Consider the following 21,674-nt stretch of genomic DNA (forward strand, 5'->3'; position numbering starts at 1 on the left):
CGACCGGGCCAGGACGGTTAGCGCGACCTGGCCCGCCGGGAACGGGCCACCACGACCCCCGCCACGACGACCAGAGCCAGCCCGAGTGCTCCGGCCGCCACGATGAACGTGGCCACGTCGTCGGGGTGTTCCGCCCTGTCGTCGTCCGCGGCGCGCGCGGTCGGCGCGGGGGTGGCAACCGGCGCTGTCGACGGGTCGGCCGCGGCCAGGGCGTAGCGGAGGAGGTCCGCCCTTGTTCCCGGCGGCCGGCCGGCGGTCTCGGACACGGTGAGCAGATACCGCCCGTCGCGGCTGTAGGTGATCGACTCGCCCTGCGGCTCGTCGGGTAGCGGGACGACCCGTGGGGTCCCGCTGGTCAGCGCGGTGACCACGTCGCCGTCGGCGACGTCGAACTCGTACGCGTCGGCATAGGTGCGCAGCACTATCCTGCGCCCGTCCGCCGCGGTGGCGGCGCCGGTGACCGCTGTCCGGCCGAGCACCGAGAACGGGTTGCTCGTCGTGGAGGCCGGCAACCGGACCTGTCCCACCTTCGCCAGTGGCACGGTCGCGCCCGGTCGCAGTGGGCCGCTCGGGGCGTACAGGTTGGCCGAGTACTTGGTCACGATCACCGGCCGGCCGTCGCCGGTCACGAGCACGGCCTCGGCGTCGTGCGGGCCGTCCGGATACGCCATGCGGTGCAGCACCGGACGGTCGGCGCCCGGCGGCAGCTTCCACACCGCGACCGTCTGCCGAGAACGGTCGTTGTCGCCGATGTCCGCCACCCAGACCGTACCGTCCGCGCCGACGGCGAGATCCTCGGTGTCGCGGGGCCGCGACGGATACGGCACCGTCCGCTCGACGGCGCAGTCATGGTCGAGAAAGAAGATCCGCCGGCGGGTCTCGTCGTCCGCGCCGTCGTTGACCACGACGTACCCGTCATCCGTGGCGGCCAGGCCGGAGATCTCGGTCAGCCGGTCGTCACGCACCTCGCACAGCGGCGTCCCCCGGACCGGATCGGGCGACGGGTTCGCCGCCGCGGCGCCCGGCACCAGCAGGACGGCGAGGATGCCGGCCGCTCCCGCCACGCGCGGCAACCTCCGCGCGGTTCCCTTACTGCGTCGCATCACCGGCAATCCTCTCATCGCGGCACGCCGGTCCGCGTCGGACTACCAGCGGTTGCGTGCTTCCTCCGCCCAGCCGACGAGGCCGTCGAGGTCCGTGCGCTCGCCGTCGTCGGTCTGCGCCCAGCCGGTGAAGTGCCCGAAGCACTGGTGGGTCTCGTTGGCCAGCACGCCGAGGTTGGTGCGGGCGACCCGCTCGTGGAACGGGTGGAACTCCACATCCACCCGGTCGCCGGTGATCCGCCAGGGCCGTAGCCAGTCGGTACGGTCGTAGCGCCAGGTCAGGTCCGCGCCGATCTTGTGCAGCCGCCCGTCGACGAAGAGGGCGTTCTCGGTGGAGCCGGTGCCGTCGGTCCATCTGCCGCCCAACTGGATGGATCGACCGGGACCGCTGCCCGCCGCCCAGTTCCACCGGACCGCGTACGGCCATCTGCCGCGGCCGTGGTCGAGCACGCCGAACGAGTCCTTCGCGCTGACCGGGTGCGCCGTGTCGCCCACCCACAGGGTGCCGCGCACGGGCCGGCCGAGGTCCTTGACGGTGTACTGGAACCGGCGGGTGTCCCACGGCACCACGACGCCGAGCGATTCGTGTTCCGCGGGCAGCAGCGCCTCCAGGTCGACCTGGACGCCGGGCGTGGTGGCGCGGATCGTGCTGCCGTCCGGGCGCTGGTCGATGTCGATCGACAGGCCGCCGCCGGCGGCGCGTACCCGGCCCGCGCCGCTGGCCGCCGGGAACAGCGCGCGGCGGGCGAACGGGACCACCGCCTCCTTGTTGGTCTCGACGCCGGTGCGGCGGTCGAGGACGTAGACGCTGTGCACGCCCGCGTAGTCCAGCGACGACGCGACGAGGCCGACGATGTGCGTGGGGGTGACGATGCCCCAGTACTCCCACCGCTTGGTCCGTCCCCAGCCGCGCAGGTTGGCCCGGTGCAGCGGTCTGCGGCTCCAGCCGACCGCCGCCGGGTTGAGCCGCCCGTCGGGCAGGCACAGGTCGACCGGTTCGGTGATCTCCCGCTCGCGCGTCACCGGGGCAGGGTACCGGTCGGCCGGCGGCCCGGCCGGCAGTCGGGCGTGACGTCCGTCGAAGCACCGCCCGCGCCGCCGAAAGTCGCTTGCCGCCCACGCCGCGCTCCGGGAGGGTGGGACCCATGACGTTCTGACGGACAGCACCCCCGTTGCTCCCAGGCCCCACGGCGCCGACCGGTGCCGTCGTGCCGTCCGCCCGTCCCTTTCAGCGAAAAGCGAGCGTCTTTGTCTCCACACCATTCGCGGCGGGAGTCCCTGCCGCAGCCCAACCCTGCCCCTGCCACCGTCACCGTGTTCGCCTCCCCCACCAGCTGGATCGAGTCCGACGCCCTGGCGCAGTGCCAGCAGGTGGCCGCCCTCGACGGCATGATCCACGTCGCCGCCATGCCGGACCTGCACCCGGGCAAGGGTGCCCCGATCGGCGCCGCCATGGCGTCGACCGTGCTGTACCCGTTCCTGGTGGGCTCCGACATCGGCTGCGGCATCGCCGTGTTTCCCATCAGGCTCAAGCGCCCCGTACCCGAGCGGCTCGCCGCCCGGTTCCCCGACCTCGACCGCGCGCTGGACCCCGAGCAGGACGCCGACGACCCGGCATGGGCCGTCGTGGAGGGCGACGTTCCCGCCGGTCACGTCGAGGGCCTCGGCACGGTCGGCCGGGGTAACCACTTCGTCGAGCTGTCGCGGATCGACACCGTCCTCGAGCCGGGCCACGCGAGCCGTCTCGGGCTCACCGCCGGCGACCTCGTGCTCATCGTCCACAGCGGTTCCCGAGGGCTGGGTGAGCGGATCCTGCGGGCGCACACCGAGGTCCACGGCGCGGGCCCCACCCCTGACGCCGCCGCCTACCTGGCCATGCACGACGACGCCGTACGGTGGGGATCGCTCAACCGGCGGCTGCTGGCGGCCCGGGTCGCCCACGCGCTGGGGGCCGAGCCCACCGAGCCGATCGTCGACCAGTGCCACAACCTGGTCGAGGTCCGCGACGGGATCTACCTGCACCGCAAGGGCGCGGCGCCGGGCGACGGCCGCGACGTGCTCATCGCCGGTACGCGCGGCACCCCCTCCTACCTCGTCGCCGGCCACGCCGGCCCGGAGGCCAACCATTCCGTGGCGCACGGGGCGGGCCGCAAGATGTCCCGCGCCGACGCCCTGCGCCGGGGCCGGGCCAAGCACACCGTCGAGGAACTGCGCCGCACCCCGGTCGGGTCGCTGGTGGTGTGCGGCGACCGCCAGTTGCTCTTCGAGGAGGCACCCACGGCCTACAAGCGCATCGAGCAGGTCGTCAGCGACCTCGTCGACCATGACCTGGCCACCCCCGTGGCCACCACGGTCCCGCTGGTCACCTACAAGACACCCGACGTCGGGCCCACCTCCCGACCGGACCGGCGGGACAACCGCCGCAAGCGAGGCCGGCCGTGAGCGTCCACCTGCTCGTCTCCGCCGGGCGCGGCCCGCAGGAGTGCGCCTGGGCGCTGGCCCGGCTGCTGCGTCGCCTGGAGGCCGACGCCACCCGGCACGGTCTGACGACCCGGCGGGCGCAGATCGTGCCCGGTGACCGGCCCGACACCTACCGGTCGGCGCTGATCCGGATCTCCGGTGCCGGCGCCGAGGCGTTCGCCGCCTCGTGGACCGGGACCCTGTGCTGGCAGGCGCCCAGCCCCTACCGGGCGAGCGCCGGCCGGAAGAACTGGTACGTCACCGCCCGACCGTGCCAGGTCGACACCCTGACCACGACGTTCACGGAGGCGGACGTCGACGTCGTCGCCTGCCGTACCGGCGGCCCCGGCGGTCAGCACCGGAACAAGGCGAGCACGGCGGCACGGGCGACCCACCGCCCCACGGGCCTCGTCGTCGTGGTCGACACCGAGCGGCAGTTCAGCCTCAACCGCCGCATCGCCGTCCAACTGCTGCGGCAACGCGTCGAGCAGTGCGACGAGACCGCGCGTAGCGCCGCCACCACCGCCCGCTGGCGCATCCACGACGAACTCGTCCGCGGCAACCCCACCCGGGTCGAACGCCCGAGCCCGTCGGGACAGGACACGGCCCCACCGCAGGGGGCACGCCAACGACGGGGACGGTCCACCGGGCCACACGCGCCCCGCTAGTCGCAGTGCCACCGCCGCTGTTCTTCCCGCCTGGTCGCCCTTGGCATGGCACAGGTTGAGCCGAGCAAAACTAGATTCATTCCAAAAGAATGGACTATGTTCACCACATGACGTCCGACCTCGAGACTCAACTGCGGGCGGTCTCGTTGCGCGTGACGCGGCCCCGGTTGGCGGTGCTCGCAGCGCTGCGCGACCATCCGCACGTCGACACCGACACGGTGATCGCCCTGGTACGGGCGGATCAGCCCACGGTCTCCCACCAGGCGGTGTACGACGTGCTGCGCGCGCTCACCGTCGCCGGTCTGGTGCGGCGCATCCAGCCTGCCGGTGCGACCGCCCGGTACGAGTCCCGGGTGGGGGACAACCACCACCATGTCGTGTGCCGCTCCTGCGGCGCGATCGCCGACGTCGACTGCGCTGTCGGCCACGCTCCCTGTCTCACCGCCTCCGACGACCACGGCTTCACAGTCGACGAGGCGGAGGTCGTCTACTGGGGCACCTGCCCCGACTGTGCGACCGAACGCACCTCCCAGTGATTCGCCAGTTCGGAAGGAAGCAGATGAGCGACAATCAGGACAACGGCCCCTCCAGCGCGCAGGGCGTGGACAAGAAGGCGGCGGCCGGCTGCCCGGTCGCGCACGACTCCGTGACCGCGCACGGAAGTGAAAGCGAGAACCCGGCGATCGACTCGCCGGCCCCGAAGACCGGAGGTCGTCCGCGCACCAACCGGGACTGGTGGCCCAACCAGCTCGACCTCTCGGTGTTGCGTGCCCACTCGTCCAAGGGCAACCCGTTGGGCGAGAGCTTCAGCTACGCCAAGGAGTTCGCCAAGCTCGACGTCGAGGCCCTCAAGCAGGACATCATCAAGGTCCTCACCACCTCGCAGGACTGGTGGCCGGCCGACTTCGGCCACTACGGCGGCCTGATGATCCGGATGAGTTGGCACGCCGCGGGCACCTACCGCATCCACGACGGTCGCGGTGGCGCCGGCGACGGTGGTCAGCGGTTCGCCCCGCTCAACAGCTGGCCCGACAACGCCAACCTCGACAAGGCCCGCCGGCTGCTGTGGCCGGTCAAGCAGAAGTACGGCCAGAAGATCTCGTGGGCCGACCTGCTCGTGCTCGCCGGCAACGTCGCCTTGGAGTCGATGGGCTTCAAGACCTTCGGATTCGGCTTCGGTCGGGAGGACGTCTGGGAGCCCGAGGAGATCTTCTGGGGCCCGGAGGACGCCTGGCTCGGCGACGAACGCTACGTCTCCGAGAAGGAGATGGCGGCCGGCCTCGGGGCGACCGAGATGGGGCTCATCTACGTCAACCCGGAGGGCCCCCGCGGCAACGCGGACCCGGCTGCGGCGGCGCATTTCATCCGGGAGACCTTCGCCCGGATGGCGATGAACGACGAGGAGACCGTCGCCCTCATCGCCGGTGGCCACACCTTCGGCAAGACCCACGGCGCCGGCGTCGCCGACGACCACGTGGGTCCCGAGCCCGAGGCCGCCCCGCTGGAGGCGCAGGGCCTGGGCTGGCTGAGCACCTACGGCAGCGGCAAGGGCGCGGACACGATCACCAGCGGTCTCGAGGTGACGTGGACCGACCGGCCGACGCAGTGGAGCAACCGCTTCTTCGAGATCCTCTTCGGCTACGAGTGGGAACTCACCACGAGCCCGGGCGGCGCGAAGCAGTGGGTCGCCAAGGACGCCGAGGCGATCATCCCGGACGCCCACGACCCGTCGAAGAAACACAAGCCGACGATGCTCACCACCGACCTCGCGCTGCGCGTCGACCCGACGTACGAGAAGATTTCACGGCGCTTCCTGGAGAACCCCGACGAGTTCGCGCTGGCGTTCGCCAAGGCCTGGTACAAGCTGCTGCACCGCGACATGGGCCCGGTCAGCCGTTTCCTCGGACCGTGGGTGCCGGAGCCCCAGCTGTGGCAGGACCCGGTGCCGGCCGTCGACCACGAACTCGTGGGTGACGCCGACGTCGCCACCCTCAAGGCGAAGGTCCTGGAGTCCGGTCTCACGACCGCCCAGTTGGTCACGACCGCCTGGGCCTCGGCCGCCAGCTTCCGGTCCACCGACAAGCGTGGCGGTGCCAACGGCGCGCGAATCCGTCTCGAACCGCAGCGCAGTTGGGAGGTCAACCAGCCCGAGCAGCTCGCGACGGTCCTGGAGACCCTCGAGGGCATCCAGCGCGAGTTCAACTCCGCCGGCGGCGCGAAGATCTCGCTCGCGGACCTGATCGTGCTGGCCGGCTCGGCCGCCGTCGAGAAGGCGGCGCGCGACGCCGGCGTCGAGGTGACCGTGCCGTTCCACCCGGGCCGCACCGACGCCACTGCCGAGCAGACCGATGTCGAGTCCTTCCGGGTCCTCGAGCCGCGCGCCGACGGGTTCCGCAACTACCTGCGCCCCGGCGAGAAGACCCAGCCGGAGGTACTGCTCCTCGACCGTGCCTACATGCTCAACCTGACCGCGCCCGAGATGACCGTCCTCGTCGGCGGCCTGCGCTCCCTCGGTGCCAACGTCGGTGGCACGCAGCATGGCGTCCTCACCGACCGGCCCGGCGTGCTCACCAACGACTTCTTCACCAACCTGCTCTCCCCGGGCACTCGGTGGAAGGCGTCGGAGTCCGCCGAGCACGTGTACGAGATCCGGGACCTGGCCACCGATGAGGTGAAGTGGACCGCCACCGCGGTCGACCTCATCTTCGGCTCCAACTCCCAGCTACGGGCACTCGCGGAGGTCTACGCCAGCCAGGACGCGCACGACAAGTTCGTCACCGACTTCGTCGCGGCGTGGGTCAAGGTCATGAACCTGGACCGGTACGACATCGCCTGATGCGCAGAGGGCCCGGGTCACCGAGGACGTGACCCGGGCCCTCTGCGTCCCGCGGGGTGGCCGGCCGTGGCCCGCGTCATCGATGCGCCCGCGCCGGATCAGCCAGGTCCTCGACCGCGTCGAGCCGCGATGGCGAGAAGGTCCCGGGCCGGTCCGGTCGGGCGCTGACCGGCCGGCCAGACCGCGCGGAGGGGCCGGCTGAGATCCACGCCGGTCACCGGGACCCGGACGAGACGTCCGGCGGCCACCTCGTCGTCGATGGCCAGGTTGCTCAGGACGGCGGGGCCGGCGCCGGCGGCGACCGCCGCGCGCATCGCGCTCGTGGTGGACAGCTCCAGCAGTGGCGGGGCGAGCGGCGCGTGGCTGCGCAGGGCTGTTTCCAGGGCGTGCCGGGTGCCGGAGGTGGGCTCCCGCTGCACCAGTCGGGTCGCGGCGAGTTCGGCGGCGTCGACCGGCCGGCGCCGCCGCGCCCACGGGTGGCGCGGATGCGTCACGACGGTGAGTTCGTCGCGGGCGACGATGCGCGAGTCCAGCCCGGTGGGCACGCGCGGCCCCTCCACGAAGCCGAGGTCCGCCGTGCCGTCGCCGACCGCCCGTGCGACGTCCGTGGAGTTCATCGCGTGCAGGCTGACGGCGGTCTGCGGCCGCTGCGCGGCGAGCCGGACGAGCCACGTCGGCAACAGGTGCTCCGCCACGGTGAGACTCGCCGCGACCCGCAGCCGTACGTCCCGCTCCGCCCGCAACGAGCGGATGCCGGCGTCGAGTGTCGCAGCCGCCTGCAGCACGTCGCGTGCCCAGTCGGCCACCAGCCGCCCCTCGGGCGTGAGCGTGGATCCACGGGGACCCCGCTCGACCAGGGGGAAACCGACGAGCCGCTCCATGGTGCGGACCCGGGCCGTGACGGCCGGCTGCCCGATCCCCCGCGCCTGTGCCGCCCGGCCGAGGCTTCCGGTGGCATCCACCAGCAGCAACAGCTCGAGCGCGTCCAGATCCGGCACCCGCGACAACTCCACGCCCAGACACTACGCCGACCCATCAGCCGCCCTGATGAGCCCATCACACGGAGCCACCTACCGACCCGGCCACCGCTGCGGCACTGTCAAGGGGATCTCACTTTCCGGGAGGCACGGTGGTCGACGAAGACCCGAGCAGATCCACCCTCACGGCACGCGGCGCCGGCCGCCGGTGCGGGAACGGTCGAACGCACCCACCCGGGTCGGAACCGCGCCGGCTGCCGGGCGCCGTCCCCGGACTGCTCCTGGTCGCCGCGGCCACCGCGGTGGCGTTCGCCGTCACGCGCATGCTGCCGGCCGTGCCCGCGTCGACGGTCGCCGTGGCGCTCGGGATGGTCGTGGTCAATCTCGGCGTGCACCGCCCGGTGTTGCATGCCGGCACCCGGCTGGCCGCCGGACCCCTGCTCCGGCTCGCGGTGGTGCTCCTCGGCCTGCAACTGAGCCTCGGCGACCTGGCGCAGATCGGCGTCCCCGGCCTCGCCGTGGTGGTGGGCACCGTCGCGGTCACCTTCGCCGGCACCCGGCTGCTCGGACGACTGCTCGGCGTGTCCCCCGCCCGCTCGCTGCTGGTCGCCACCGGCTTCAGCATCTGCGGCGCCTCCGCCATCGCGGCGATGGAGAAGGTGACGGACACCGAGGACGACGACGTCCCCGCCGCGGTGGCGCTGGTCACACTGTGCGGCACCCTCGCGATCGCCCTGCTGCCGCTGCTGCGCGGCCCGCTGGCCCTGGACCCGGTCGCGTTCGGCGAATGGGTCGGCGCCAGCGTCCACGACGTCGGGCAGACGGTAGCCACCGCCAACCAGGTGCCCGGTGCGCTCACCACCGCCGTCACGGTGAAGCTGGCGCGGGTCGCGCTCCTCGCGCCTCTCGTGGCCGCGGTGGCCGTCACCGCTCGCCGCGCCGCGAGAAGCGCACCGGCCGGGTCGGGCCGCCGGCCACCCGCGGTACCGCTGTTCGTCGTCGGGTTCCTGGTCGCGGTCGGCCTCGCCAGCACCCCACTGGTCCCGGACCCGCTGGCGGACGCCGCGCGCCACGTGCAGCACGTGCTCCTCGTCGCCGCGCTGTTCGGGCTCGGCACCGGCATCCACCTGCCGACCCTCCGGCGCACCGGCGGCCGCACCCTGGCACTGGGACTGGCGAGCTGGGTCCTGGTGGCCGCCACCGCCTACGTCGGCGTGCGACTCCTCGCCCGCTGACGGCCGACAGCCCGTGCCGCTGCCCGGGGCGGCCGACGGCGGGTCGGGGAACGCGCGAGGGGCGGACGGCCCGACGTCGGGCGCGAGCCGAAGGCCGAGCCGGCGGGTGTGCGCGGAGCCGGGGTCGCCCGGCCGGATACCGTACGCGGGCGCGGGCCTGCCCCGCGCGGGCCGTCGAGCGGTGGGGAGGATCGGATGCGCCTGTACGTGGGGTGCGCGATGTGGACGCACAAGTCCTGGCAGGGACGCTTCCTGGCGCATCCGCTGCCGGCCCACGAGCGGCTGCGCGCGTACGCCGGCTGGTGCACCGCGGTCGAGGGGAACACCACCTTCTACGCGACCCCGGCACGGGAGACGGTGGAGTCCTGGGCGCGGCAGACCGACCCCGACTTCCGGTTCGTGCTCAAGCTGCCCAAGGCGGTCACGCACGAACGCCGGCTCACCGGCGCCGACGAGGAACTCCGGGGCTTCCTGGACGCGATCGAACCCCTCGGCCCACGGGCCCACGCCCTGTGGATCCAGTTGCCCGGCTCGTTCGGCCCCGCCGACGTGCCGGCGCTCGCCCGCTTCCTGCGGGGTCTGCCCACCACCCACCGGTACGCCGTGGAGGTCCGCCACCCCGCGTTCTTCGACGACCCGCGGGCGGCGCGGACCCTGGAGGACACGCTCGTCACGGTCGGCGCGGAGTGGATCCCCTTCGACACCACCGCGTTCTTCCGCACCCCGCCGACCAGCGACGCGGAACGGGAGGCGTGGACCAGGAAGCCACGTACGCCGCTACGCACCCGCGCGCTGACCGACCGGCCGGTCGTCCGGTACCTCGGTCGGGACGACCCCGCCCGGACGGTCGAGGGCTGGCAACCGTGGCTCGACGTCGTGACCGGCTGGCTGCGCGAGGGCCGCTCCCCGACCATGTTCGTGCACACCCCGGACAACGCCGACGCGCCCGATCTCGCCCGCAGGTTCCACGACGAGGTCCGGGCGCGCCTACCCGGGGTCGAACCGCTGCCCGAGCCGACGCCGGTCGGACCGTCGACGCTGTTCTGAGCCGAGGTGGGCGCTGGTCGGCGACAGCGGGGCCGCGACAACGGCGCGTGCCCGGTCGCCCGCGCCGGGCTCGGCGATGATCCGACGGCGCCGAGTGGCGCGGAGGGCACCCGACTACATGTGGTCCAGGCGGGTGAACACCCGGTCGTGGGTTGGGCGCATCGGCCGGCGCGATGTCGCCCCCGCCGTTGACCTGCCGCACCAGACAGCCGCATCTCGTGCCCGGCGCCAGGTAACCGCCGCCCACTACGACGGACGGTATTGAACCGGCATTGCCCGGCCCAGCGTACTGTCGTATCCCCGGCTCCGGCCGAAGCGGACGTACGCGGAGGCGATCGAGTTCCTGCGGCACTGCTACGGTCGCCGGCATGATCCAGGATCTGACGCGGGCCTACCTGGCGAAGGTCGATCATGACCTGCCGGGCTATGTGCGGGGCCTCTACGTCGTCGGCTCCGCCGCGCTCGGCGCCTGGCAGCCGCGCGCCAGTGACGTGGACACGGTGATCCTGACGTCGCGGCCGGCCACCGGTGACGACCTGACCCAGCTCGCGAGGATCCACAGCGAGATGCCGGGATCGCCACGCCTGGACGGCGTCTATCTCGAGCCGGCCTTGGCGCAGGTCTGGCCGATCGACAACCGGACCGTGCCGTTCGTGGTGGACGGCCACTTCACGCCCGACCGGCCGTGCGGCGAGCTCACTCCGGTGCTGTGGTTGACGTTGCGGCGGTACGGCATCCCGGTGCGTGGACCGGCCGTCGCGGACCTGCGGGTACGGGTCGACCAGGAGCAACTGCGCCGGTACAACCTCGACAACCTGCGGGAGTACTGGAAGGCGACGGCGGCGACGATCCCGGCCGCGTTGGCCGACGTGCCACCCGACCAGGTCGTGGACGCCGACACCGTCGGCTGGTTCGTACTCGGCCCCGCGCGGCTGCACTACACGCTGGCCCACCAGGACGTCATCTCGAAGACGGCCGCCGCCGAGTACCTCGCGGAACTGTTCCCCGCGTACGCCGATCTCGCGCGACGAGCGGTTCGCCGGCGTGCGGGTGAGCCGGAACAGTTCACCGCAGCGGACCTGGCCTCGGCGGGCCGCAGCGTCGACGCGGTGGCCGACGATGCGTGGCGCCGCTTCGGATGACCGGGGTGCCCGCGTGCGCCGCGAACGCCTGCGCGGCGGCCAGCCGCCCGATGCCCGACGGCCGGCCGCGCGGGATCCGGTCCGCTAATCCGGTCGGCGAGAACCGCAGCCGCTGGTAGGTTCGCTCGCCGTGACGGCGACCGGAAGCGAACGACTCGGCGGGCGCTTCGCCCGGCTCCTGGCGGCCAGCACCACGTCGGCGCTGGGCAGCGGAATGGCGACGGTGGCGGCTCCGCTGTACGTGGCGTCGCAGACCGACGACCCGTTGACCGTGTCGGCCGGCGCCGCGGTGGCGTGGCTGCCGTGGTTGCTGTTCTCGCTGCCCGGCGGGGTCCTCGCGGACCGGGTCGACCGGCGCCGGCTGATGATCGCCGTCGACTGGGTACGGGTCGCCGCCCTGGCGGCGCTGGCCGCCGCGATCGTCACCGACCGGGCCGGGGTGGCGCTGCTGTACGCGGTGCTGTTCGTGGTGAACGCCGGTGAGGTGGTGTTCCGCACGGCCGCCCAGGCGGTGTTGCCGGCGGTGGTGCCGCGGTCGCGGCTGGAACGGGCCAACGGCTGGCTGGGCGCGGGCACGACAGTCATGCACAACATGGTCGCCGGGCCGCTCGGCGGGTTCCTCTTCGTGGTGGCGGCCGCCATCCCGTTCGGCGTCAACGCCGGCACGTACGCCCTCAGCGCACTCCTCGTGGGCCTGATGGCCGGGTCGTACCGCGGAACGTCGAAGACGGGCGGACGCCGCTCGGTGCGCGCGGAGGTCGCCGAGGGGTTCCGCTGGTTGCTCTCCCACCGGCTGCTGCGCACCATGACCCTGCTGATCGGGCTGCTCAACCTCACCCTCACCGCGGCCCTCGCGGTGCTGGTGCTGCTCGCCACGCAACGGCTGGGCCTCGGTTCGGTCGGGTACGGCGCCCTCTTCACCTGCCTCGCGGTCGGTGGGCTGCTCGGGTCGGTCGTCGGGGACCGGCTCGTCGCCGCGGTCACCGCGACGTGGACCATCCGGATCGGCCTGCTGATCGAGGCGGGGCTGCACCTGGCGCTGGCCGCGTCCCGCAGCGCGGTGGTCGTCGGGGTGGCGCTGTTCGCGTTCGGGGTGCACGGCGCGTTGTGGAACATGGTGGCCAACTCGCTGCGTCAGCGGTTGACCCCGTCCGCCCTGCAGGGCCGGGTGGGCAGTACGACGCTGTTCATCGCCGCCGGCGGCAACTGCCTCGGTGCGCTGCTCGGCGGGGTGGTCGCCGCCCGGTTCGGGCTGACCGCGCCGTACTGGGTGGGGCTCGTGGTGGCCCTGGCGGTCATCGCGGTGACCTGGCGGGTCTTCGACCGGGCCACGGTCGCCGCCGCGTACGCCGATCCCGCCCCGGCGGCCCCGGAGACTCCCGCCACGATCGCCTGAGGAGGCCCGATGCCGTCGCTGTCCGTACCGCCGCTGTTCGCCGCGCTGGAGCCCGCCCGCACCGTGCTGATCGCCGGCGCGGGTGGCGGCTTCGACGTGTACGCCGCGATCCCGCTGGCCGTCGCGTTACGCGACACCGGCCGGACCGTGCACCTGGCCAACCTCTCCTTCACCCAGCTCGAACTGCTCGACCTGGGCGCCTGGCAGGCGGAGAACGCCGCCGCCGTCACCCCGGACACCGCCGGCCCGGACGACTACTTCCCGGAGCGCGCCCTGGCCCACTGGCTCGCCGCCAGCGACCAGCCGTGCACCGTGTACGCCTTCCCGAGGGTGGGCGTGCAGCCGCTGCGCGCCGCCTACCGGCACGTCGTCGACACGCTCGGCGTGGACGCGGTGGTGCTGGTCGACGGCGGCACCGACATCCTGATGCGCGGCGACGAAGCCGGCCTCGGCACCCCCGTCGAGGACATGACCAGTCTCGCTGCAGTCGCCGGGCTCGACGTGCCGGTGAAGCTGGTGGTCTGCCTCGGGTTCGGCATCGACGCCTATCACGGGGTGAACCACACCCAGGTGCTGGAGAACATCGCCGCCCTCGACCGCGACGGCGCGTACCTGGGCGCACTGTCCATCCCAGGCGCCAGCCGGGAGGCGGAGCTGTACCGGGACGCGGTGGCGTACGGGCAGGCGGCCACGCCGCTGCGGCCCAGCATCGTGCACGGGCAGATCGCCGCCGCCACCCGTGGCGTCGACGGGGACGTGCACGTGACCCGCCGCACCCGGGGCAGCACACTGTTCGTCAACCCGCTGATGGCGATCTATTTCAGCTTCGACCTCGACGGTCTGGCCCGCCGTTCGCTCTACCTGGACCGCCTGGAGCACACCGTGGGCATGCGGCAGGTGGCGGCTCGGATCGAGGAGTTCCGCGACGAGATCGAGCGGCGCACGCCCCGGGTCTTCCCGCACTGACCCCGACGTGGGCCATGCGGCGGCCGTCGCGAGCACTGCCGACCGATGCAGAAAGGCGGCGGCGCGTGGCGCGCGTCGTCGGTCGGGCCACAGGAAATGCCGCGGATCGCCGATCATGCCTCTGCGCCCGGCTTGGTTCGCCCGACACCGGCGGCGACGGCGTCGAGCGAATGATTTCCATCTTTCGATGATATTGGTACTGTGCTGCGGTGTCTCCCCCTCGCACCGTCAGCACGCCACCGGGCGACCGCTCCCTGACCGTCGAATCCACGCGTTCCACCTCCCGACGGGTGCGACTCGCGCGCTTCGGCGAACCCGGTCTCGCGTGGCTGATGCTGCTGCCTTCAGTGGCGATCTTCGCCCTGTTCGTGTTCTGGCCGCTCGGACGAACCCTCTATCTGTCCGTGCACGGGAACGACATCTTCGGCGCCCCGTCCGAGTACGTCGGCGGGGAGCACTACCGGGAGATGCTGTCCGGGGAGTTCGGCAAGGTGCTGGCCACGACGGCGCTGTTCACGCTGTTCTCCGTGGTGCCGGCCGTCCTGGGCGCGCTCTTCGTGGTGCTGCTGCTCGAGGCGCGCATACGCGGGGTACGGGTGCTGCGCACCGCGTTCGCGCTGCCGTTCGCGTTCTCGGTGGCGACCGCGTCGGTTGTCTTCGCCGTCATCTACAACCCGGCGATCGGAGTGGCGAACGGCCTGCTCGGATACCTCGGGATCGACCGGGTCAACTGGCTCACCGACCCGTCGATCGCACTGCCCGCCGTCTGCGTCGCCACGGTGTGGATGAACTTCGGCTACAACGTCCTCGTGCTCTCCGCCGGAGTGTCGGCCATCTCGCCCGAGGTGGTCGAGGCGGCGCGGCTGGACGGCGCGACCGGCTGGCGGCTGGCGTCGCGGATAACCGTGCCGCTGCTCTCCCCACAACTGTTCTTCCTGGTCGTGGTGTCCACGATCCACGCGTTGCAGAGCTTCGGGCAGATCCACATCCTGACCAAGGGCGGACCGGACCAGGCCACGACGACGCTGGTCTACTCGATCTACGAGAAGGCGTTCGCCTTCGGTTCCTCCGACTTCGGCGCGGCCAGTGCGCAGGCCGTCGTGCTGCTGGTCATCATGCTCGGCTGCACGGCCGTCCAATTCGGCATCCTCGAACGGCGGGTCCACTACCGATGAAGAAGCTCAGCCTCGGGCAGGCCGCCGTCTACGTCGTGCTCGGCCTGGCCGCGATCCCCGTTCTGTTCCCGGTCTACTACGGCTTCGTCGGCGCCGTCATGGGCCCCGGCGACCTGGCGACCTACCCGCCCGCGCTGGTGCCGCAGGAACTGCACTGGCAGAACATCAGGGACGTGTTCCGCTCGGTGCCGCTCGGCCGCTTCTACGTGAACTCCGCCGTCCAGGCCGGGATCATCACGGTGGCACAGGTCGTCACCAGCATCTTCGCCGCGTACGCCTTCGCGTTTCTTCGCCTGCCCGCGAAGGCGGCGACCTTCGGCCTGTTCCTCGCCACCCTCATGGTGCCGTGGGAGGCGATCATCATTCCCAACTACCTGGCCATCTCCGGCTGGGGCCTGACGCGGGGTGGGCTGACGTACCTCGGCCTGGTGCTGCCCTTCCTCGCCTCGGCGTTCGGCACGTTCCTGCTGCGTCAGGCGTTCCTGCAGTTCCCGACCGAGTTGCGGGACGCCGCGGTGATCGACGGGTGCGGCCACTGGCGCCTGTTGTGGCGGGTCATCGTGCCCCTGTCCAAGCCCTCGATCGCGGCGGTCGGGGTCTACGTCTTCCTCTCCGCGTGGAACCAGTACTTCTGGCCGCTGATCCTGATCCGCGACACCGAATTCCAGACGCTTCAGATCGGCATCTCCCAGCTCAACGATGCCGAGGCGGCTCAGCCGGGTCTCGTCCTCGCCGGCGTCGCGCTCTCCCTGCTCCCCACGCTGGCCGTCGTGATTCTCGGTCAGCGCCACATCGTCCGCGGGCTGACCGCCGGCGCGCTGCGTTGAACCTTCGAGAAGGAGAGAACCGATGAGAAGACCTCGGCTCCGCCGGACCACGGCGGCGCTCGTCACCCTCGTGGCCGCCGCCGCGCTCACGGCCTGCGGCGACTCCGGATCCGGCACCGACAGCGGCAGTGACGCGCTCGACGCCCCCGGCGCCGAGGTGTTGGAGAAGGCCACGGACAAGACCACGATCGAGTTCTGGCATGCCATGAAGGGGGCCAACGCCACCGCCGTCGACCAGCTCGTCGCCGACTTCAACGCGCAGAGTGGGGGCAAGGTCGAGGTCAAAGCGGTCTTCCAGGGCAGCTACGACGAGACGATCGCGAAGTACAAGGCCTCGGTCCAGCAGAAGAGCACGCCGGCCCTGGTGCAGATCTACGACATCGGCAGCCGCTTCATGGTCGACTCCAAGCAGGTCGTGCCGATGCACAAGTTCATCGAGAAGGACGGCTTCAACGCGGCCGACATCGAGCCGAACATCGCCAGCTACTACTCCGTCGACGGCAAGATGTGGTCGATGCCGTTCAACTCCTCGACGCCCTTGCTCTACCTCAACAAGGAGGCGTTCGAGCGGGTCGGTCTCGACCCGACGAAGCCACCGAGCAACCTCACCGAGATCGGCGACCTGGCGAAGAAGCTGACGGTCAAGGACGCCAGCGGCAAGACGGTCCAGTACGGCTTCGGCGCCGCCATCTACGGGTGGCTGCTGGAGCAGCTGCTCGCCACCGACGGCAAGGAGTACTGCGACAACGGCAACGGGCGTACGGGCCTGGCCTCGAAGGTGCAGTTCGACCAGGAGACGGCCGTGCGTGTCGCGCAGTGGTGGACGGACCTGGTGAAGGGCGGCTACGCGACGAACACCGGCCGCAAGACCGACGACGCCCAGGCGGCGTTCAAGGCGGGCACGGTCGCCATGCACCTGGAGTCCACCAGCGTGTTGCGCGGCTACGTCGACGCCGCGAAGGGCAAGTTCACCGTCCTGACGGCCCCGTACCCGAAGGTGAGCAGCTCGTCCACGGGCGGACCGATCATCGGTGGCGCCTCCCTGTGGATCAACGGCGTCGGTCACGGCGCGAAGGAGAAGCGCGCCGCGTGGGAGTTCGTGAAGTTCGCCTCCACCCCGGTCCAGCAGGCCAAGTGGCACACCAGCACCGGGTACGTGCCGATCAACGCCAAGGCGCTCGACGAGCAGATCGACAAGGACTGGATGGCGAAGTTCCCCCAGTTCCGCACCGCGGTCGACCAGCTGCACGCGCTGCCGCCGTCGGTCGCGTCGGCCGGGTGCCTGCTGGGCGTGATGCCGCAGGCCCGCAAGGCGTCCGAGGACGGCCTGGAGGCGGCGATCGTCGGTAGCAAGCCGGCCGACCAGGCCATGAAGGACGCCGCGACGAGCGTGCAGGGCGCCATCGACAGTTACAACAAGTCGGTCAGCTGATCATCGCGTCACCACCGGGCCGTCCGGTCACGGAGAAGGGCCGGCTCCCTCGGAGCTGGCCCTTCTCCGTGCCGGTCGCCCGCGCGGCGGGGACGCTGGTGCCTCGCCGCGTCCGGCACCGCCCCCGCTCACCCCGGGTGCCGGCACCCGGCTGCGTCACCGCCCACGGCGCTCGGACGCACGGGGAGTCTCCTCGACCAGACGCCGCGTGATCCACAGTGGTGAGGTGACGGCGTTGCCCATGACGACGGCGTGGGCCCCGGCCTCAAAGGCCTGCCGGACCTGCTGCGCCGTGCGGTAGCGACCCTCCGCGATCACCGGTATCTCCAGCCGCTCGGCGAGCTGGGCGACGAGTCGTAGGTCGGGGCCCTCCGTCGGCGGGCTGGTCGGCGTGTAGCCGGAGAGGGTCGTGGCCACCGCGTCGGCACCGGCGTCGACCGCGGCCAGGCCCTCGGCCAGGGTGGAGATGTCGGCCAGCACCAGGGCGGCGGTGCGCGAGTGCACCGCGCGTACCGTGTCGGCGAAGCTGCCCGCGTCCGGACGGGGCCGGTCGGTGGCGTCGACGGCCACGACGTGCGCCCCGGCCGTGGCGGCCCGCACCGCGTGTGCCGGGGTCGGGGTGATCATCACTCCGGTGGTGCCGTGTTTGACCAGGCCGATCACGGGCACGTCGACGGCGGCGCGGATCGCCGCGATGTCGTCCGGCCCGTTGGCGCGGATCGCCACCGCCCCGCCCGCCGCGGCCGATGCGGCCACCCGGGCCTGCACGTAGGCGTCCCGCATCGGGTCGTCAGGCTCGTCGGGCAGCGGCTGGCAGGACACCACCAGACCACCCCGCATGACGTCGAAGACCGTCACCTGTCCTCCATCGCCATTCGGGCTGCCCCGATCGCCACGGCGTTGTCACCGAGCGCCGACGGCAGCAGCGGTACGTGGGACCAGGCCGGTAGCAGTTCCGCCTGGTAGGCGCGGGTCGCCGCGGACAGCACCGCCGGCGCCGCGCCGCCGGCCAGGACGACCGCCTCCGGGTCGAGCAACGCGACGAGTCCGGCCAGGGCCGCGCCCAGCGTCTCGCCGGCGTGATCCAGCACCCGCTGGGCGGCGGCTTCGCCGGCTGCGGCCCGGGCGGCGACCTCCCGCCCGCTCACCTGCTCACCGGCGGCCAGGGCGTAGGCGGCGGCGATCCCACTGCCGGACGCCACGGCCTCCAGGTGCCCCCGGCGCCCGCAGCCGCAGCGCAGCTGCTCCGCGCCGGGTACCGGCAGGTGGGCGACCTCGCCGCCCGCCCCCTGGGCGCCGCGTTCGAGGCTGCCGCGCCGGATCAGAGCCCCGCCGAGGCCGGTCCCGACGGCGAGCAGGAGCAGGTGCTCCCGGCCGCTCCCCGCGCCCGTCCAGGCCTCCGCGAGCGCGGCGGCGTTCACGTCGTTGTCGACGTGCACCCGGCGGCCCAGCCGGGCGCTCAACTCGTCGGCGATCCTGGTGCCGGCCCAGCCGGGCAGGCTGTCCGTGGCGTACCGGACGGTGCCGGTGGCCGGATCCAGTGTGCCTGCGGCACCCACCCCGACACCCGCGACGCGGCCGCCGCCCAGGAGCCGCCCGGCCAGTTCGGCGGCCGTGTCGAGCACCGTCGCCGGCCCGTGCCGGGCGGGTGTGGGGGCCTGGACCCGGGCGGCCACCCGCCCGTCGGGGGTGAGTAGTAGGGCGATCGTCTTCGTGCCCCCGATGTCGATGCCGAGATACGCGACGTCCGCGTTCCCCGTGGCGAAGCTGTCGATCATGGTTCCGTTTCTCGGGGTGACCGGTGATTGTCGTGTCGATCCTGGTTGAGCTCTCGCAAGCCCTAGTTTCGGCCCAGACCGCAAGCTACGCTACGGCGGATCAGAAGCGTGTACCGGGATCGGGTGCCCGCCGCCCGACCGCTGCGATCCGTCCGCGTCCGGCAGGGCGTCGCGTCGCCGCCCCCGCTGGTCGGGGCGCTCGGTCCGGGGCGACTCCGGGCAAGTTTCGGCCCCGGCCGCAACGTTTCGAGCCACGCTCCATCGATCAGTGAAGGAGACCGATGATACGGACAGGACTTCGGTCCGCCGCCCTGCTCACCGCCGGCGGGCTGCTCGCCGGCTTCCTCGTCGTCACCGCCGGCGGCGCGGTGAACGCCGCCCCGCCGCCGGCTCCCGCCCCGATCGTCGGTGCGGAACAGGACCTGGGCCACGCCATCAATTCGCGGGTGCTCTCGCAGTACCAGGCGCAGGGCGTCGACCAGCAGGGGCGCCCACAGGCCTACTGGGTGACCGCCGGCAACAGCGAGGTCACGGCGATGTTCCAGGTCACGGACATCCGGTCGGGGAAGGTGGTCTTCGGCCAGCGACTGCCCTCCGGTACCGGTAGCTGGGCGGTCACCTTCGCCAGGCCGCAGGGCGCCGTCTACTTCGGGATGACCAACGGCGCCGTCTACACCTGGTCCCCCGGGGACACCTCGGTCACGTCCCTGGGCGTGCCGTACCCGGACGAGCAGATCTGGCGGATGGCCGCCGCGCCGGACGGTGTCGTCTACGGCGGGACGTACCCCAGCGGAAAGCTCTTCTCCTACGACCCCGCCACGAAGCGGTTCACCGATCACGGTCAGATCGTCCCCGGGGAGACCTACGGCCAGGCGCTCGCGATCGACGACCGGTACGTCTACTTCGGCACCAAGCCGAACGCGAAGCTGGCCCGCTTCGACCGCGCCACCGGCGAGGTACGGCCGATCGCGCTGCCCGCGCAGTACGCGGACGAGGAGGCCGTCTACGACCTCACCCTCGCCGGGGGACACCTGTTCATCCGGCTCGACCATTCCAGTGACCTGCTCGTCTACCGCCTCAGCGACGGGGTCGTCGTGAAGATCGTCCCCGCGATCTCCGGCCGGATGGTCTCCGAGACCGATCCCACGGGCCGGTACGTCTACTTCCGCATGGTGGCCGACGGCATCGTCCGGTACGACCTCCAGACCCACACCTACGCGCCGGTCGGATGGAAGCCGAACGCGCTGCCGGGCAGTTGGGAATGGGTCGACCTGGCCGACCCGGCGTGGCCCGGACCGACCCTGTCGATGACGTACTACTACGGCCGCGTCTACCTCTGGAACCCGCAGACCCGGCTGACCCGGTACATCGGCGAGCAGGACCTGGAGGGCGCCCCCAACCCGATCCAGGCGATGGGGGCCGGGCCGGACGGATCGGTCTACATCGGTGGATTCCTGTCCCCGCCCGGGATGGCGCGCTTCGACCCGGCCGACGACTCCATGACCCTGCTGTCCGGCGCCGGGCAGGTGGAGGGTTTCGGAATCCGCGGCGACCACCTGCTCTACGGTCGCTACCCGGACGGCAACCTGCTCTCCTACGACACCACCAGGCCATGGGCGTACGGGTCCAACCCGGCTCCCAGGGCAGTCCTCGGCGACGAGCAGCAGCGGGCGCAGGCCTTCGTCGACCTGGGTGAGACGGTCGCCGTCGGCAGCATCCCCCGCGCGGGTCGCCTCGGCGGCGCACTGAGCTTCTGGACGCCGTCGACCGGTGCCGTGCAGACCTACCGGGACGTCGTGCCGCAGCAGAGCGTGGTCAGCCTGGTCGAGCACGACGGACTGCTCTACGGCGGCACCTCCGTCAACGGCGGGTACGGCATCGAGCCGACCGCCACCGAGGCCGAACTGTTCGTGTTCGATCCGCAGACCCGGCAGGTGGTCGGGCGCGTGGTCCCCGCGCCCGGCGGCTCGGCCGTGAACGCGCTGGTCGTCGACCCGGACGGCACCATCTGGGGCCTGTCCGACGGCACGTTGTTCACCTTCGACCCGACGACCCGCACGGTCACCAGGTCGGAACGGCTCTTCCCGAACGAGACGACGATGTACGGCCACGAGCGGGGTCTCGTCCTCGCCGACGACGGCTTCTTCTACGCGTCGGTGTCCGACAGCCTCTGGCGGATCGACCCGGCGACGTGGAACGCCGTCGAGCTGGCCGCCGGCCGGGTGGCCTTCCTCACCAAGGGCGGCGACGGCAACCTCTACTACGGCCGGGTGTCCCGCCTGTACCGGTGGAACTTCGCGCTCCCCGCGGTGTGCAGCCGCGTCGTCAGTGGCAGTTACGCGGGGCCGCTCGACGTCGCGACGGGGACCACCTGCCTGCGGGATGCCACGGTGTCCGGGCAGGTTTCGGTGGGCAACGGGGCGACGCTGGTGGTCCGGGACAGCACCGTCGAGGGACCGGTCGTGGCCCAGCGGGCGGCCGGCGTGACCGTACGGGACAGCTCGGTGGTCGGGCCGCTCTCCGTTACCGGCACCACCGGTGACTTCAGGCTGGTCGACTCGTCGGTGGCGGGGCCGGTGACCGTGGTCGACGGACGGGGGCCGTCGGTTCTGGCGGGCAACGTCATCGAGGG

Annotated in this window: 17 protein-coding genes and 1 pseudogene; 13 read left to right on the top strand and 5 right to left on the bottom strand. The window is 72.2% G+C overall.

The genetic code is table 11. The features are described from left to right. Window positions 1-17 precede the first annotated feature (17 nt). Together AB0L34_RS17560 and AB0L34_RS17565 are read right to left on the bottom strand one after the other, a co-directional pair. The gene (locus AB0L34_RS17560; protein WP_363705470.1) at window positions 18-1,064 is read right to left on the bottom strand and encodes a hypothetical protein; all 1,047 of its coding nucleotides are present in this window, start codon (window positions 1,062-1,064) and stop codon (window positions 18-20) included. A gap of 81 nt (window positions 1,065-1,145) precedes the next feature. Next, window positions 1,146-2,126, bottom strand: a complete 981-nt coding sequence (locus AB0L34_RS17565) for a DUF2804 domain-containing protein (protein WP_363705471.1) — start codon at window positions 2,124-2,126, stop codon at window positions 1,146-1,148. A 225-nt stretch (window positions 2,127-2,351) separates the two neighbouring features. Here AB0L34_RS17565 and AB0L34_RS17570 point away from each other — a divergent pair, with 225 nt between their 5' ends. From AB0L34_RS17570 to katG, 4 genes are all read left to right on the top strand, one after another. Next, the gene (locus AB0L34_RS17570) at window positions 2,352-3,545 is read left to right on the top strand and encodes an RNA ligase RtcB family protein (RefSeq protein ID WP_363705472.1); all 1,194 of its coding nucleotides are present in this window, start codon (window positions 2,352-2,354) and stop codon (window positions 3,543-3,545) included. Next, on the top strand, window positions 3,542-4,231 hold the full coding sequence (gene prfH / locus AB0L34_RS17575; RefSeq protein WP_363705473.1) for a peptide chain release factor H: 690 nt from the start codon (window positions 3,542-3,544) through the stop codon (window positions 4,229-4,231). The genes AB0L34_RS17570 and prfH overlap by 4 nt, the downstream gene beginning before the upstream one ends. Window positions 4,232-4,338: 107 nt before the next feature. After that, window positions 4,339-4,767, top strand: coding sequence for a Fur family transcriptional regulator (locus tag AB0L34_RS17580; protein WP_357457988.1), 429 nt, complete (start codon window positions 4,339-4,341; stop codon window positions 4,765-4,767). A 23-nt stretch (window positions 4,768-4,790) separates the two neighbouring features. Then, a complete protein-coding gene (gene katG, locus AB0L34_RS17585) occupies window positions 4,791-7,067 on the top strand; it encodes a catalase/peroxidase HPI (protein WP_363705474.1) in 2,277 nt (758 codons plus the stop codon). Between the two features lie 98 nt (window positions 7,068-7,165). On the opposite strand, the gene AB0L34_RS17590 is transcribed toward katG, so the two are convergent. After that, entirely contained in the window at window positions 7,166-8,080 is a 915-nt protein-coding gene (locus AB0L34_RS17590) for a LysR family transcriptional regulator (RefSeq protein ID WP_363705475.1), read from the bottom strand. A gap of 116 nt (window positions 8,081-8,196) precedes the next feature. Here AB0L34_RS17590 and AB0L34_RS17595 point away from each other — a divergent pair, with 116 nt between their 5' ends. From AB0L34_RS17595 to AB0L34_RS17630, 8 genes are all read left to right on the top strand, one after another. Beyond that, window positions 8,197-9,279, top strand: a complete 1,083-nt coding sequence (locus AB0L34_RS17595) for a putative sulfate exporter family transporter (RefSeq protein ID WP_363705476.1) — start codon at window positions 8,197-8,199, stop codon at window positions 9,277-9,279. Window positions 9,280-9,498: 219 nt separating this feature from the next. Next, complete coding sequence (locus tag AB0L34_RS17600; RefSeq protein WP_363705483.1) at window positions 9,499-10,326, top strand: DUF72 domain-containing protein; 828 nt, start codon at window positions 9,499-9,501, stop codon at window positions 10,324-10,326. Window positions 10,327-10,694: 368 nt separating this feature from the next. Then, entirely contained in the window at window positions 10,695-11,468 is a 774-nt protein-coding gene (locus AB0L34_RS17605; protein WP_363705477.1) for an aminoglycoside adenylyltransferase domain-containing protein, read from the top strand. Between the two features lie 130 nt (window positions 11,469-11,598). Continuing rightward, a complete protein-coding gene (locus AB0L34_RS17610) occupies window positions 11,599-12,864 on the top strand; it encodes an MFS transporter (RefSeq protein ID WP_363705478.1) in 1,266 nt (421 codons plus the stop codon). A 9-nt stretch (window positions 12,865-12,873) separates the two neighbouring features. Further along, the gene (locus tag AB0L34_RS17615) at window positions 12,874-13,830 is read left to right on the top strand and encodes a DUF1152 domain-containing protein (protein ID WP_363705479.1); all 957 of its coding nucleotides are present in this window, start codon (window positions 12,874-12,876) and stop codon (window positions 13,828-13,830) included. 332 nt (window positions 13,831-14,162) lie between these two features. After that, the gene (locus tag AB0L34_RS17620; protein ID WP_357458008.1) at window positions 14,163-15,005 is read left to right on the top strand and encodes a sugar ABC transporter permease; all 843 of its coding nucleotides are present in this window, start codon (window positions 14,163-14,165) and stop codon (window positions 15,003-15,005) included. Further along, window positions 15,002-15,832, top strand: a complete 831-nt coding sequence (locus AB0L34_RS17625) for a carbohydrate ABC transporter permease (RefSeq protein ID WP_363705480.1) — start codon at window positions 15,002-15,004, stop codon at window positions 15,830-15,832. The genes AB0L34_RS17620 and AB0L34_RS17625 overlap by 4 nt, the downstream gene beginning before the upstream one ends. 22 nt (window positions 15,833-15,854) lie before the next feature. Then, window positions 15,855-17,264: an ABC transporter substrate-binding protein gene (locus AB0L34_RS17630; protein WP_363705481.1), complete on the top strand. Its 1,410-nt coding sequence runs from the start codon at window positions 15,855-15,857 to the stop codon at window positions 17,262-17,264. Between the two features lie 156 nt (window positions 17,265-17,420). Here the strand turns inward: AB0L34_RS17630 and AB0L34_RS17635 are convergent, their stop codons facing one another. Then, on the bottom strand, window positions 17,421-18,122 hold the full coding sequence (locus AB0L34_RS17635) for a putative N-acetylmannosamine-6-phosphate 2-epimerase (RefSeq protein ID WP_357458016.1): 702 nt from the start codon (window positions 18,120-18,122) through the stop codon (window positions 17,421-17,423). Then, on the bottom strand, window positions 18,119-19,042 hold the full coding sequence (locus tag AB0L34_RS17640; RefSeq protein WP_363705482.1) for an ROK family protein: 924 nt from the start codon (window positions 19,040-19,042) through the stop codon (window positions 18,119-18,121). The genes AB0L34_RS17635 and AB0L34_RS17640 overlap by 4 nt, the downstream gene beginning before the upstream one ends. A gap of 281 nt (window positions 19,043-19,323) precedes the next feature. Here AB0L34_RS17640 and AB0L34_RS17645 point away from each other — a divergent pair. Next, window positions 19,324-21,674: pseudogene (locus AB0L34_RS17645) on the top strand (hypothetical protein); the annotation flags it as partial.

Origin of the sequence: Micromonospora sp. NPDC052213 (assembly GCF_040679695.1) — a bacterium.
Classification (GTDB): domain Bacteria; phylum Actinomycetota; class Actinomycetes; order Mycobacteriales; family Micromonosporaceae; genus Micromonospora.

What these genes read in the sequence shown, in the direction of transcription:
- AB0L34_RS17580 (WP_357457988.1), top strand. Translation starts at nt 4,339, where the DNA reads ATGACGTCCGACCTCGAGACTCAACTGCGGGCGGTCTCGTTGCGCGTG.
- katG (WP_363705474.1), top strand. Translation starts at nt 4,791, where the DNA reads ATGAGCGACAATCAGGACAACGGCCCCTCCAGCGCGCAGGGCGTGGAC.
- AB0L34_RS17600 (WP_363705483.1), top strand. Translation starts at nt 9,499, where the DNA reads ATGTGGACGCACAAGTCCTGGCAGGGACGCTTCCTGGCGCATCCGCTG.
- AB0L34_RS17605 (WP_363705477.1), top strand. Translation starts at nt 10,695, where the DNA reads ATGATCCAGGATCTGACGCGGGCCTACCTGGCGAAGGTCGATCATGAC.
- AB0L34_RS17615 (WP_363705479.1), top strand. Translation starts at nt 12,874, where the DNA reads ATGCCGTCGCTGTCCGTACCGCCGCTGTTCGCCGCGCTGGAGCCCGCC.
- AB0L34_RS17620 (WP_357458008.1), top strand. Translation starts at nt 14,163, where the DNA reads ATGCTGCTGCCTTCAGTGGCGATCTTCGCCCTGTTCGTGTTCTGGCCG.
- AB0L34_RS17625 (WP_363705480.1), top strand. Translation starts at nt 15,002, where the DNA reads ATGAAGAAGCTCAGCCTCGGGCAGGCCGCCGTCTACGTCGTGCTCGGC.
- AB0L34_RS17630 (WP_363705481.1), top strand. Translation starts at nt 15,855, where the DNA reads ATGAGAAGACCTCGGCTCCGCCGGACCACGGCGGCGCTCGTCACCCTC.
- AB0L34_RS17640 (WP_363705482.1), bottom strand. Translation starts at nt 19,042, where the DNA reads ATGATCGACAGCTTCGCCACGGGGAACGCGGACGTCGCGTATCTCGGC.